This is a genomic window from Aquimarina sp. MMG016, from assembly GCF_018100805.1.
In the GTDB taxonomy this organism is placed as follows: domain Bacteria; phylum Bacteroidota; class Bacteroidia; order Flavobacteriales; family Flavobacteriaceae; genus Aquimarina.
This window is the reverse complement of record NZ_JAGJEA010000003.1, coordinates 542749-555724: the sequence shown is the minus strand read 5'-3', so window position 1 is coordinate 555724 and position 12976 is coordinate 542749. Positions and strand designations below refer to the sequence as shown.

Sequence of the window (12976 nt, the reverse complement as noted above, 5' to 3'; positions counted from 1 at the left end):
TGTTTACAATTTATTAATTGCTTCAACCACCATTTCTGGTTCAATAGTATACATTACTTTTTCGTATCCCGGTGGAAGTTTATTACCATAAATCGAAGTTGGGATCTGATCATATTTTGTCAAATTAGGTATAATTGCATTTATGACAGGTTGGTCAAAAGGCATAAAGCCCGCATATGGGTGTGTTACTCCCCAAAGGGTAATGGTTGGTATTCCATACATCGCAGCCAGGTGTGCATTACCACTATCCATAGATAACATTGCATCCAAATTACCTATTAATTTGAGTTCGTCTTCAAAAGATAACTTGCCAACAATGCTTATTGCATTTTTAAATTTGCTTGCGATATTATTCAGGATATCTTTTTCTCTTTTTCCTCCTCCGAAAAGGAAAATTTCGAACTTATCTTCTTTATCCAACCGCTCAATTACCTCAACCATGAGTTCCAAAGGATATGTTTTTCCTTCATACTGTGCAAAAGGTGCAATCCCAAGCCATTTCTTTTTTGAATTTTGGGTTAATGCAACTATTTCTGGTGTTAGTTGTTGTTTTTCAGGAAAAACATGATCATCAAGATCAATTGGGTATCCTAACTTATCAAAAACATCTACATAACGTTGATGCGTAGTTTTGAGCTGTTTAAAAACCTTGTTCTGAGATCTGGTCAGTGCTTTCTTCTCGGCTCTTCCTTTATCAATTTGAACGACTTTGATGCTACTAAAGGAAAACAACTTCTTCAATACATTTGAGCGAAGTACATTGTGCAAATCTGCGACTGCATCGATTCCCAATTTCTTGAGCTCTTTTGATAATCTGGTAAGTCCAAGAATTCCTTTATGCTTTCCATCCACATCTGCATGAAATACCTCGAGGTTTTCAATATCAGAAAACATAGGTGCGAAGAACTTTCGTGTAAGCACAGTGAGTTTTATGTCGGGATACTTAGCTCTAAAAACCCTGAGAACGGGAACAGTCATTGCTACATCTCCCATTGCAGAAAGGCGTATAACCAGAACGTTCATTTCCCTCCTAGACGGAACTTTACTATTTTTAGATATTGACCTATTCTTACTCAAAAACTGTAATTATCATGAAAAATGATTGAATATGAAAATTCCCTCATCCTAACTCCTTTACATAATCTCGCCCATTGCTACTAAAATGTCGTCCAAGGAGAAGGAACTTTAAAATAGATTATTTTTCGCCGCGTAATACCGGGTTTAACTCATCATCATTATACATTTTCATCTGCTTATAGACTTTCATGTACTTGTCTCCTTTTTCGATATCACTCAGCAATGTGTCTATAGCTGTAGATAAATCCACTCTCTGTTCTAATAAAATATCTAGCTTTGCCTGACAAGCTGCCTTATGTGCATCAGAAGCTCCAATACGCACAGTTTCTTCGTGCATGTGATATACCTTTAGTGCTAGAATGGATAATCGATCTACTCCCCAGGCAGGGCTTTCGGTATTGATGCTAGCATCAGGTTTAGCAGTTACATCTTTATATTTTTCTAAAAAATAGCTATCGATATACTCTACCATATCTGTACGATCCTGGTTCGAAGCATCGATTTGTCTCTTTAAAGTCAAAGCCGCTACAGGGTCAATTTCCGGATCACGAATAATATCTTCATAATGCCATTGTACGGTGTCGATCCAACATTTGCGATACAATAAATGTTCTATCACCTCTGATTTGCTATCATAAGGGTTAGAAAATGGTTGATCTACACTGTCAATTTCGTGATACTTATCTATAACTTCTTTAAAAATCTTGTTTGCTTTATTAGTGAACATAGTTCTATTGTTTTTCTAAGATGTGTAAATATTCTGTTGTAGCTGTTGCTTTATGATTTCGGTTTTCGGTCTTATCGGCTTTAAATCTTTGATATGCTGTTGTCACCAAATCATATTTACCATAACGTTCTAAAATTTGTCGGATCTCTGTTTCCGGCATTAATCCTTCATTATTATAGCTTAAAAAGATGTACTTAAACTTAGCATTTTTGATTAGCTCTTCAAAAACCTCAGATACTTCTCCTTTTTTGCAATAATCAGAACGATCATAAGGCCGTAAACCTGTTTTTCCGGCAGGTACAAAGGTATCATATTTTGCAATAGTATTCAGCATATGATAATTGGCTCCATATTGCCGTGCATTGTATGGCGGGTCTAAGTATAAAATATCTCCTTCGATCTTTTTGATAAGCTCATTACTGTCTTCATTATATACCCGATGTGAATTGGTTGTCACTTCAAATGCTGCCGGAGTAATTTGCAGGGTTTTCTGAGCTGTTTTCTTTAGTTTTTTGAGATACGCACCATACACCGAGGCCGTATTAGCCACTTTATCTGCACTTTCTAACAGCGAGGTCAGGAGAAAATAATATGTATTTTGGTCAATCTCTCCAGAAGTTTTCCAATCCTCGATTTGAAGTCGTGCGGCGTCAATCTTTAAACCATTTTCATCACTAAAATATTGTCTTTCTGATCCTCCACCAGTACAATAATTATTATAGATAAATCCTTTCTTACCTTTGAGTTCATTTAGCTGAGAAAGATAGTCTTCTGCATTGAGCTTAGTATGATTTCCTATATAATTTTGGTTTAAAACATAACTATAGTACTCTAAATCATTAGAAATTACCTTTTTTACTGAAGTTTTAAACGTTCGACCAACAATCCCCGTTCCAGCAAAAAGGTCACAGAAAACCTTATCACTGAGATTATAGCCAGCAACACCCTCAACAGCGGTTTTAATGAAGTCTGAAAGTTTATATTTTGAACCTATGTAATTCATTCAGATTTTTGCAGGTTCAAATGTAATAACATAACTTGAAATAGCATCTCTCTGATCTTACTAATTCGATATGGTATCCGGAATAATACTATCAACTTCTTTTTTTACTAGGATAATACTGTCCTTTTCTTTACCGATAGGAAGAACATTTACTGGAATACTATCTGTTTCTAATTTTGTATCTGCATCTTCAGGTATCTGATCTTGATAAAAATGCCCAATATTTTCTGAGGAACGCCAAACTTCGTGAAATTGATCATAAATGATTTTATCCCACCCTAAAGGATGCTTGGCATCCATCCATATCACATCTCTATATTCTACATCCACCAATGCCAAATCAGGTGTTGCAGAACCATCAAATTTTTTATTCTTATCTCGCTTTGCCGCAATAGTAGAAAGCATAAACATCCTTTTTCTGCCTGCAATATCCTTGATATACGGTCTGAACTCTACCGGTGTATTTACGTTCCAATCGTATTCTTTTTTGGATTCCATCACCTTCAAAGGCATCGCCGAAACTCCAGCCAATCCTTCTTTCTTTTTTGAATGATTATAATACCACATCTTATCGGTACCATCTGCCGGAATAAAAACACTAAACGCTAAACTTGTACGCTCATCTCCTATCGGTTCTAATCCGAACCAATGATATAATCCATTGTAAGCCTGTTCATTCATTCCTGTAAAATCAAAATCCGTCACAAATGGTTGTTGATTTTGATCTTCTTCTAAATCAGGAATCTTAACCGCCGTTTCCATATTCCAGGGTAAAGGATCGGTAAAACCACCTAAAAACATAAGGGATTCTGCTTGTAACCTAGACACTTTTTCTGACAATGTATTCTGTCTTTGTAAAAAAGGATAATCCTTCATTTCATAGGGACTTACATAAGTACCTTTTCCTAAAAAGATTCGTTCCAGATAATCTTTAAAATTATGCATACCTGATTCTATAATCATAACCCCTCCAAATGATGGGTATGGAAAAAAGAAGCCTTTCCATCGAATTAAACTTACAACCTGAACCCAATTACCATTATCATTCTTCATATAATACACCTGATCAGGTTCCAGGGTAAACATTTGAAACAAGTTAAATTTCTGTACAACCGCATTATAGGTATTCCTGCTAAAAGCAAGTGATTCTCCTATAGAAAACGTAACAGGAACTCTATTTTCTCCTGCAAAACGAGGAAAAGGTGTGGTGCTGGAAACGTTAAAAACCTCTTCAGTATTATCATTAATACGTTGCCAACGATATTCTTTAGCTGGCTGAACCGCCATGGTCCATTGATTACTATTATCAACTCTTACCAGTTGTGGTGGAGAAACTTCTTGTGTTTCTGAAATTGATTCATAGGCCATCGTAACTATATTGTTATATGGCTGAATACGTTCGTTTTGAGTTAAAGGCAATTCATTTATTTCTTTTAGATTAAGGTTTTGAAAAATATTATATTGCTGCATATAGTCATACATACCTACTTTCCAACCTACATAATATCCTCCACCAAAAAATATAACTAACATCCCAAATATCAATGCTCGCTTTCCACCTCCTTCTGTTCTTCTGAATTTATAAACACTAAAAAACAGAACAATCGTACTAAGAAGAATGACAAAAACATTTTTCCTTAAAAATAGTAAAGCTGGTTGATAATCATCCCTAAGAATAAATAGAAGCAATAACACTGTAAGTCCAATGAATATTAGTATTATTTTTTGCTTTCTACCTTTTTGCCAAATTCTTTTTATCATCTCTTCCTGAATTACTTTAACAACCCTTTGTCTTTTAGCCGTTCTCTGGCACTTTTTTTCTCTTCTTTTGGTGTTTCTTCAGTTTTCGGGGCTTCACGAGAAGACTCCTCGGGTTTGTTATCGACTATATCATCAATAAAATCTTTTCCCTTACTAATAGTCTCTTCTACGATATCCTTATTATCTTCAATTTTAGAATTAGCAAAAAGAATTGCGGATGCCAGATAACTTCCCCCTAGCATTCCTACAACCGAAGCTGTAAACAGCTCAAAACTAAAAATATTCAATGGTGTTAACGCACTCACCCCACCATACACCAATCCACATAACAGCGTCATATAAACCAGCCTGAAAATGAAGTTTTGCTGAAATAAAAACCCCTTACGATCAGAAGCTTTCATTTGCAACTTTTTGGTATTTAATAACTTATTAAAAAAGCGATACAACGCATTATTTCTTGATTCTCTCCAATACATTAATATCCCCAAGAGAATAGCTCCGATAAATACAATGATTTCTAAAGTCATAATTCTATTTTTTGATGCTGTATTTTAATATATTCTATCACCCATTCTTGATAAGATTCATCCCAGGTTTTATAATGTACATAGAACTTTTCTTTATCAAACCAATATAGGTGTAAAGGATCCTTTGGGGAGATTTTTGTTAACAGTTTCCAGATAAGCTCTTTTTCTTCTTCAGAGTATAAGATATTTGGTTCGCATAATGCATTAAAAAAATTAGGGTCAATGTATCTTGACATCTCTGTTTGTTGATTGACTCTTTGTTTTTCGTTAAATAGTTCTACACCCATTACAATCTTTCTTTTTTCGATATCCATCTTATTAAGATAACTCTTAAAAAGAATCTGATTGTCCAAAATCTCTTTTATGTCATGTTCTACATCTTCCAGTTGCTCTACAAACATGAAATTCTTTATCCTTTTGTAACGATCTGATTGGTTAATATTTAGCAAATTGTATCTAAGAATCCTGTGTCCAATCAACTGCTGAACCAAATCTTTTTCATCTATTCGATAGATAATTACATCTAGTGTTGTATCCTCTATAGCTTCTTTGTACCATTTCTCGGATTCAAAGATTAAGATTGGTTTTATATAATCTTTTATTACAAAAACACCTCCAAATGCTTTGGTATAAAAAGAAGCTGTTTTATAGGTAAGAGGCTTTAAGGTAAGCTTTCGTTTTCTTAAATCTCCATATTTTCTGGCAGAAGCCAATAATTGCAAATGAATTTCTTCATCAATGAGATTATTTCCTTCATTAAAATGTTCGATAAGTTTTAGTTGTTCTTTTTGAACTTTATCCAAATCATTAACCAGTTTGAAACCTACGGAAATGTTTTGATATTTCAACAAATCAAAGGGTTCATAAAAAGCATCGATAAACTGATCCATATCTACACAAATCCCACCATCTTTGGTAATGTCATTGATGATTCCTGGGTAGGTTTCGAATATCAAACTCATGATATTTTTATCAAAACTATGAAAAGGTACATATACCGGACTATCCTTTTGGTATGGAGTTATAATAATAGCATTAGGATTAGCTTCGCCATTATTTAAGTAGTATGCATCGTTTTTCTCCTCTGCAACTTCAGGACTCCACCCGATACCATCAATAGAAAATTCAGAAAGCTCAGTAGGAGTCTTACCAATCATCTTAAGACATTGGTTATAGCGTTCTACCAAAGAACCTTTAACAGGAACCAATTCGGCCCCAAATAGATTTTCCTTTCTTAATTTATCCATTTATCATTTACCGTTTTCGAATACTTTTCTGGCTTCCTGATTAATATTCATATGCGTTACTTGTTGCTCTACTTTTCGTTTAAAGTCTGTATCAGCTATTATGGCCATATTATCGATATATCTGATCACCTCTTGTCTTCTGATATCAGAAAAGTTCAGATTGCCCATATTATCCTTCATTAGTCCCTGTAACGAGCTAAATTTGGTTTCATAATCTTTCTGAAAGTACAGTTTAGGATTCTCAAACCATTCTGAAGGAAGATCAAAATCCGTTAATCTTAAAGAAATTGCACTTTGAATATTTCTGATATCCCTAGATGAAAAGAATGGGAATTCTTTTTGAATCTCTTTATAGAAATCAGCAAAAAACATATGTTCTGAAGTTTTATGCTTTTTCTCTACCCTTTCATATATTTCTGCAATACGTTCTTCTGTTGGTTTTTCTACTTTATCTAAAATCTCTCCCATATTGGCTGCCAATCCTTGTTCGCTTAAAAACTGATACTTCGGTGTTTTCATATTCACAAAATCTGGCAAGGTGTTGTTCAATTTGTTCCACCATAAGTAATCCTGATCTAGAAAATCCGGAATCGTTCTAGCTCCATCAATTTTAAATCTCCCTTGGATTCTGGAAATTACGGCTTTATCTAATTGTTCAGGCAAATTAGTAAACAGTCCCACCGAACAGTTACCATAATTCACAGCATAAGCACCTTCTGTATATCTTAGAAAAACACCTATTACTTCTTTAACTCCAGCAGAAACACCTTGTGCCGTTCGTTCTTGTAAATTATTCTCTGCATCATCAATTGGCGCAAAAATAATCTTATTAGGATCTTGCATGGGCTTCATCCATTGCACCATTTTTTCTGCTGATCCTCCCTGAAAGGTAGAAATCAATGTATCTGGCATAGGGTGAAACAGGAATGGAATGTCCAAATGGTCGCATCTCTCCTTTAACATCGTTGCGATCGCAGCGATTAACATACTTTTTCCAGTCCCTGGAATTCCGTATCCCATAAATACCGGCATAAAACCACCAAGTTCCTGAAACGGGTTTTTCTTTGCATTAAAGTCATAACTAAGGATACGCTCTGTTAGTCTTCTGGCAAAATGCTTTGCATCTCGGTTACCGACAATTTCTTCGAATCTTATTTTATTAAACTCTACACTTTTTGCAGCACCAGTAAATACATTTTCCCAGCCGGAAACTGCAAATTCAGAATCTTCGAGTTTATAAGTTCGATCTGTTATTACTTCTGTATGATCTAAAGAATTTTTCCTAAGTTCAATTTCATCAATTAGTGCTTCAAAATAAACTACTGTAAAATCAATCACATCTTTATCTGAGGTAATGATTTCAGGATGGCTTAAATATTTTTCATAATAAAACAGCGCGCACGAAATTCCCTTAAGCGGTGATTGTAGTGAAAGTTCTGGTATGCCGGAAAACTTATTTTTCATTACACTCAAATCATCTGAAGCCAAATCCTTAAGCTGATGTAAAATGAAATAAGCCGAACCAAAGAGCATAAATGCAGTGGCAGTGTTTTGCTTAGATTCAAATTCTCGTTTTTGATCTGAACTTAGGTTAGATTTACCTTCATTCAGCACTGATAAACCAGAAGCATCATAATAGCTGTCTTTTAACCATATCCCAATTGTTATTCCTTCCTGAACCGAAAAAAGAGTTTGGTTTAAGTGTATAGGAATTGCTGTAGAATTAGGTAATAGTCTCTTTTTAAGTGCCAAAATAGTTTTGGAAACCGAAGCTACAGCAGTAGCATCTGTTCCTGATGTTGCTTTGGATAAATACAAAAGGATATTATCTTCCTTTCCAGAAGTTTTATCTCTGTTTTTAGCTTTATATCCTTGCTCCCACTGTATTCCTTTTAGGTATGAAGATGCTTCTTCTCTGAGAATAGCTAATTCTGAATTTTTTATGGGAAAAGTAGCATTATGTTCCATAGTATTTGTTGGTCTATTGGCTGTTTAGTTTGTTAATTCATTTACTTCGAACGGCTTTGTAGTCAAAGTGTCCATTAGCATTGGTAATTTATCATATAACATTTGTATTGTTCTATGAGATGCAAATAGATAGTTTTCTGATTTTTCAGCATTCCATATTTGCAGTTCCTGGCTTGACAAAAATTTTCCTTCTTTAAAAGATCCTTTGGTATGTACCTGATCTACATTAAGGGATAATACAAAAGATGAAAGATCTGTTTCCTTTGCTACAATACTTGTCATTACTGCATGTGTAATCACATTTTCGTCCTTAGCAAAAACTGAATGTATTGGGCCAAGATCAATTCTTCGAATTTTTCTTGGCTTTACTTTTGATAATTTTTTATCTATCCCAAAAGCCATAGCATCCAAATTCATATTCCTATCTGCATTATTCTTTAAAACCTCATATATTTCTTTGGTATATTCCTCTATCCTCTTTCCGCTATAGTTGAAATACATAAAACATATAAAAGGGCGATTTAAAGAAATATCATAAAAACACCAGCTTACTACATATTCTGATTCGTGATCCGTGGTCTTTATAATCTTACCTTGAATAAAGCGCTTAAAAATATAATTTTGATCAATAGTCGTATAATAAATAATAGAAGAGGCTTGATGCAACTTTTCGTCAGAAATATGTTTTTTATCTCTTAATAATTGATCCAGGAAATCATTTCTCAATTCCTCAATATTTGGTAATTTTTCTACATATTCATTTCTTAGCAACAAATCATTATACAAATACCTTAATTCTAAATAATTAGGGAATCCGGACTCTGTTAAGTCAATCTTTAGCAGCGCTTCTTTATCGTATAGATATTTTATACGCATTGCCTCAATAGAATAGATCAATAGTTCACAATACTGTTTAATAAATACAGATTCCTGATCCGAAAAGATGTAATACTTCTTAATCGAACTAACCAGTTCTTTTAAAGCATGGTCGACAATTTTAAAGTATAAGGAATACTGCTCCTTAGAATCTAAAACGGCTGAATCTAATGGAGTTACTATTTGATTAACAGGCATGTTGATTGGTTTTCTAAAATAAAAGAATCACCTCAAAGCTTTCCACACTATCCTCAGGAAAGCATTTTTATATTATGATAATAGATCATCACCTGAATCTGGCTCAGGAGCAGTTTTTTCTACACTTTCTTCACCATCATCAGATGGAGTAGTGTTATCAGAACTATAATATTCTTCGAACAACTCCTTCATATCGATTCCATAACGATTCGCAAAATCCTTACGTATTTCAGAATCTTTAGCTCTTATTTCTTGTAATGATTCTGCATAACTACTATAAATACCTTTCATCACTTTTTCGTGAACAGGTATATTTTCCATCATATCCTGACGTGCTTTAGAACTAGCAGTATGCATAGAAGCCAGTGTTTCTCCAATATGTTCATCAGTCTTTACACCAAGATGTTCTAAAATAGCTGCAAACTCCTGATCTGTTCTAGCTTTAAGCGCTACTACATAGCCATCATAATATTTAACACGTTCTTCGGTATCAGATTTTAGTTTGGCTCTATGCGTTTGTAGATTACTTCTAAGTGAAGTTAACACTTTGATCGTAAGATTATGTTTATGAACAAAGCTATCCTTACTTGCCGCCAAAGTAATATATGCATTTTTCAGACCTTCGAGCTCTTCCACCTTTTGTTCTAGTGTTGTTACTTTACTAATAGCTTCGGAATATTCTGTTGATTGCTTATCCACTACCTCTTCCAATTCTTGGCGAGCTTGTTTAAGCAATGCATATTGTTCTTCTAACTTCTCTTCGGTCTCTGCCTTTTTTTCTAAGGCTTTCATATGATTATTGCTGGCTTCAACAATGGCAACCTGAAGTTTATCTTCTACCTCTTTGATTTCAACCTCTCTATTCTTTAATCGATTTACTGCTGCCTGACTTTTAAAAGATAATTCACTGAGTAATGTTTGTATATCAGCGCTTTCGATACGCTCCTGAAACATAGCTTTAGCTTTAGAATCAGCAAAATCTCTTTCTTTCTGCGCAGCTTCTAATTCTACTTGTTTCTTTTTGATTCTACTTTTTCTCCCGAAAAGGTTATTCCACCAGTTATCTTTTACCGCTTCCGCAGAAGCTAATTCTACTTTTGCTCTTTCTAAACGAGCCTGAGCATCATCAATAACTTTTTGTTCTTTGGCATTAAGCGTAGAAAATTTCTCAAAAATAATTCCTACCTCATCCTGATAGTCTGTTAAATCTTTAATAGCATCTAATAGTGTTTTTCTATCAGTTTCTGCCATTTTTACAACATCATCTAATGTTGCATTCAATATTTTTTGACGCATCTCTGGACTTTCTTCCTGAGATAGCTTAGATTTCATTTGGTCAATCGTTTTGCCCCAGTTGACATCTACTTTTTCTTGTTCAGAAGAAGAACTTGTTTCTAATAAATCAAAATCATCAGACATATTCGGTTAGTGTTTTTATAATGGTTGAACAAAGTTTCTATACATAGACAATTACGGTAAATTTAATGAATTAAAAGTTAAAATTTTAACCACATTACTCCTACCAATTGTTGTTATTTATTTTTGAAAAGCTTCCCTTTATTATATAAGTACAAAAAATTGTTTTTCTGTTACAAAAGGAAATTAAAAACTTGCCAATACTGTCAAAAGTTCAAAGACCAAATGTTCACTTTCGAGCCCAAATCAATCCAGCCGTTGTCGTTTTATAGGGTTGTAATTGCAATCTATGTAATTTTGTATCATTAAAAGTAGCAACGTAAGCCGAAATTATATTTTTTAACCAACTGATTTGCGCTTTTAATTTCCAGTGCTCTCCATCCTCTGAGTACACAATCAAAAACATTCTATTTTCTAGATGCTTGCGTCCTTGCTGGCTTTGATTGCGATATAACCAAAGTAATAGTTCTTTAGGATGCTGTTGTGCGTACTCAATTGATTTTCCAAATCCTTTAGGAAAAACACTGGTTTTATGATCAAAATTTTTTCCAAAGAAAGAAAAATCCACTAGCTTATCCTTTTCATTTTTAGCAGGGATAACTCCTTCCATCTCAGAAAAAATAAGCTCTATAGCCAAAGCACTCCAGTAATTATACCATCGATTAATAGTGTAATAAAAGAATTCTTCTTTGTTTAGTTTATACTCTTCAACAGCCTTAGCTATTTTAGGAATCAAACTCTCCCACTCCACAGTCGAATACATAAAATTACTGTAGGTATCCCATTGATCATTTTGCTTTCTATACCACACATATTTATACTGCAATCGATGTTGAAGCTCTGATTCTATCGTATCTAAATGTGGTTTGATCAAAATAATAATATCGTAAACGGAAGTAATAAAAACACCCAGATGTTAAACTCCTTTACTAACTTACTATATTCTAATTCTAAATAAGTGGTTCCAATTATTGCTAAAGGACTGGTAACAAAAAATAACTCTGATGTGTTTTTCGCTGGTGAAATTATAACTATTGCAGCCGCAATTAGTAGTTGGGCAATGATAAGGTTTAAAACAGGTTTTACCTTTGCAGAATGACGCTTGAACGTAATCAGGTAAATAGAAAAAAAGAATACTATACAAATACTCAAAGTCCCAAAAGAAAATAGTTGTTGATTTTCTATATAATTATCAAACGAAAAAGATATCGGATCTGTGTACTCTGGAATAGAAAAAAAGGAATCATAAAATAATAATGTAAAGCAATTCGAAAAAAGAAAAACAATCAATAACCCAATAATTGGAATGATCCAGTTTCTGTAGTTTTTCGGCTCAAAAAATAACACACCTAAAAAAACAAATACCAAAAAGCCTATACTCCAGAAGTATGCTAAAGAAGCTATCCCAACACAGATCGATGCATCTAAAATTTTTGACTTTACCTGTTTTCCATTTCTTAAACCCAAAATGCGCATTACAGCCAAAAGCACAAATATATTAGACAACACAATCCAAAAATCAGTTAATGCGTTAGGGATAAGTGTTGTCAAAAAAGCAAATAAAAGTACTGTATGCGTGCTTTTTTGTGTTAAATCATTCCTCTGAGTAATATAGTTCAGTAACAACATGGATAAAACATATACTACTAACCCTCCTGAAAACAGCAAAACATAGCTCCTATTAAACTCAAAACCTATCTTGTTATGAGCTATCACAAAAAAAACTAGCATATACAATGCTATTATTATGAAGTTAATTGGTTTTGATTTACTAAAAAAGCTTGATAACACTACTATTTTTTATATTTTTGTCACAGACAATATAATATTGTTTTTTGTGTATTGTAGAACGAATGTATAAAAACTTTTTAGTTAGTTTTTTATAACGAAAATGAAAATCATATGTGGAAAGATTTTTTTGAAGGTATCGAATATCTATTTGTAGATGTACTTTTTATTCCTTTAGATGCTTTAAGAGCATTAGAATTAGAAAGCTGGACTGCAGCTAATGTAGTAAACTGGTTGTTTATGCTTATTGGCTTTGTGGCTTTCTTTTACTGGATGAAAGAGCTTAAAAGGTTTAATGATAATAATGAAGAAGATAGAGATCCTAAAGCTCATTCTTTCTTAAATTAAAAAAATTCCACCTTTCTCTGGATTTGAGAAAGTCTGGGGT

The 12976-nt window shown here is 33.6% G+C and carries 12 protein-coding genes; 1 reads left to right on the top strand and 11 read right to left on the bottom strand.

Annotation, left to right across the window (positions count from 1 at the left end; translation table 11 throughout):
- Positions 1 to 3: 3 nt before the first annotated feature.
- From J8M14_RS08570 to J8M14_RS08520, 11 genes are all read right to left on the bottom strand, one after another.
- Positions 4 to 1023 carry a glycosyltransferase family 9 protein gene (locus tag J8M14_RS08570; RefSeq protein ID WP_247672590.1) on the bottom strand — a complete coding sequence of 340 codons (1020 nt, stop codon included), beginning with the start codon at positions 1021 to 1023 and terminating at the stop codon, positions 4 to 6.
- A gap of 172 nt (positions 1024 to 1195) precedes the next feature.
- Entirely contained in the window at positions 1196 to 1804 is a 609-nt protein-coding gene (locus J8M14_RS08565; protein ID WP_211074175.1) for a DUF4254 domain-containing protein, read from the bottom strand.
- 4 nt (positions 1805 to 1808) lie between these two features.
- Positions 1809 to 2807, bottom strand: coding sequence for a DNA adenine methylase (locus J8M14_RS08560; RefSeq protein ID WP_211074174.1), 999 nt, complete (start codon positions 2805 to 2807; stop codon positions 1809 to 1811).
- Positions 2808 to 2867: 60 nt separating this feature from the next.
- Complete coding sequence (locus J8M14_RS08555; protein WP_211074173.1) at positions 2868 to 4568, bottom strand: DUF4199 domain-containing protein; 1701 nt, start codon at positions 4566 to 4568, stop codon at positions 2868 to 2870.
- Positions 4569 to 4579: 11 nt separating this feature from the next.
- The gene (locus J8M14_RS08550) at positions 4580 to 5095 is read right to left on the bottom strand and encodes a hypothetical protein (protein ID WP_211074172.1); all 516 of its coding nucleotides are present in this window, start codon (positions 5093 to 5095) and stop codon (positions 4580 to 4582) included.
- Complete coding sequence (locus tag J8M14_RS08545; RefSeq protein ID WP_211074171.1) at positions 5092 to 6342, bottom strand: DUF6638 family protein; 1251 nt, start codon at positions 6340 to 6342, stop codon at positions 5092 to 5094. Before J8M14_RS08545 ends, J8M14_RS08550 begins: the two co-directional genes overlap by 4 nt.
- A gap of 3 nt (positions 6343 to 6345) precedes the next feature.
- Positions 6346 to 8310 carry an AAA family ATPase gene (locus tag J8M14_RS08540; RefSeq protein ID WP_211074170.1) on the bottom strand — a complete coding sequence of 655 codons (1965 nt, stop codon included), beginning with the start codon at positions 8308 to 8310 and terminating at the stop codon, positions 6346 to 6348.
- Between the two features lie 24 nt (positions 8311 to 8334).
- Positions 8335 to 9384 (bottom strand): hypothetical protein, encoded by a 1050-nt coding sequence (locus J8M14_RS08535; protein ID WP_211074169.1) that lies wholly within the window; start codon positions 9382 to 9384, stop codon positions 8335 to 8337.
- 72 nt (positions 9385 to 9456) lie between these two features.
- Positions 9457 to 10803: a microtubule-binding protein gene (locus J8M14_RS08530; protein ID WP_211074168.1), complete on the bottom strand. Its 1347-nt coding sequence runs from the start codon at positions 10801 to 10803 to the stop codon at positions 9457 to 9459.
- Positions 10804 to 11029: 226 nt separating this feature from the next.
- Positions 11030 to 11674 (bottom strand): hypothetical protein, encoded by a 645-nt coding sequence (locus tag J8M14_RS08525; RefSeq protein WP_247672589.1) that lies wholly within the window; start codon positions 11672 to 11674, stop codon positions 11030 to 11032.
- The gene (locus tag J8M14_RS08520) at positions 11671 to 12591 is read right to left on the bottom strand and encodes a DUF6427 family protein (protein WP_348772832.1); all 921 of its coding nucleotides are present in this window, start codon (positions 12589 to 12591) and stop codon (positions 11671 to 11673) included. The genes J8M14_RS08525 and J8M14_RS08520 overlap by 4 nt, the downstream gene beginning before the upstream one ends.
- Before the next feature lie 111 nt (positions 12592 to 12702).
- On the opposite strand from J8M14_RS08520, the gene J8M14_RS08515 reads away from it, so the two are divergent.
- The gene (locus J8M14_RS08515; RefSeq protein WP_211074166.1) at positions 12703 to 12936 is read left to right on the top strand and encodes a uracil phosphoribosyltransferase; all 234 of its coding nucleotides are present in this window, start codon (positions 12703 to 12705) and stop codon (positions 12934 to 12936) included.
- Positions 12937 to 12976 lie beyond the last annotated feature (40 nt).

What these genes read in the sequence shown, in the direction of transcription:
- J8M14_RS08570 (WP_247672590.1), bottom strand. Translation starts at nt 1,023, where the DNA reads ATGAACGTTCTGGTTATACGCCTTTCTGCAATGGGAGATGTAGCAATG.
- J8M14_RS08565 (WP_211074175.1), bottom strand. Translation starts at nt 1,804, where the DNA reads ATGTTCACTAATAAAGCAAACAAGATTTTTAAAGAAGTTATAGATAAG.
- J8M14_RS08560 (WP_211074174.1), bottom strand. Translation starts at nt 2,807, where the DNA reads ATGAATTACATAGGTTCAAAATATAAACTTTCAGACTTCATTAAAACC.
- J8M14_RS08555 (WP_211074173.1), bottom strand. Translation starts at nt 4,568, where the DNA reads ATGATAAAAAGAATTTGGCAAAAAGGTAGAAAGCAAAAAATAATACTA.
- J8M14_RS08550 (WP_211074172.1), bottom strand. Translation starts at nt 5,095, where the DNA reads ATGACTTTAGAAATCATTGTATTTATCGGAGCTATTCTCTTGGGGATA.
- J8M14_RS08545 (WP_211074171.1), bottom strand. Translation starts at nt 6,342, where the DNA reads ATGGATAAATTAAGAAAGGAAAATCTATTTGGGGCCGAATTGGTTCCT.
- J8M14_RS08540 (WP_211074170.1), bottom strand. Translation starts at nt 8,310, where the DNA reads ATGGAACATAATGCTACTTTTCCCATAAAAAATTCAGAATTAGCTATT.
- J8M14_RS08535 (WP_211074169.1), bottom strand. Translation starts at nt 9,384, where the DNA reads ATGCCTGTTAATCAAATAGTAACTCCATTAGATTCAGCCGTTTTAGAT.
- J8M14_RS08530 (WP_211074168.1), bottom strand. Translation starts at nt 10,803, where the DNA reads ATGTCTGATGATTTTGATTTATTAGAAACAAGTTCTTCTTCTGAACAA.
- J8M14_RS08515 (WP_211074166.1), top strand. Translation starts at nt 12,703, where the DNA reads ATGTGGAAAGATTTTTTTGAAGGTATCGAATATCTATTTGTAGATGTA.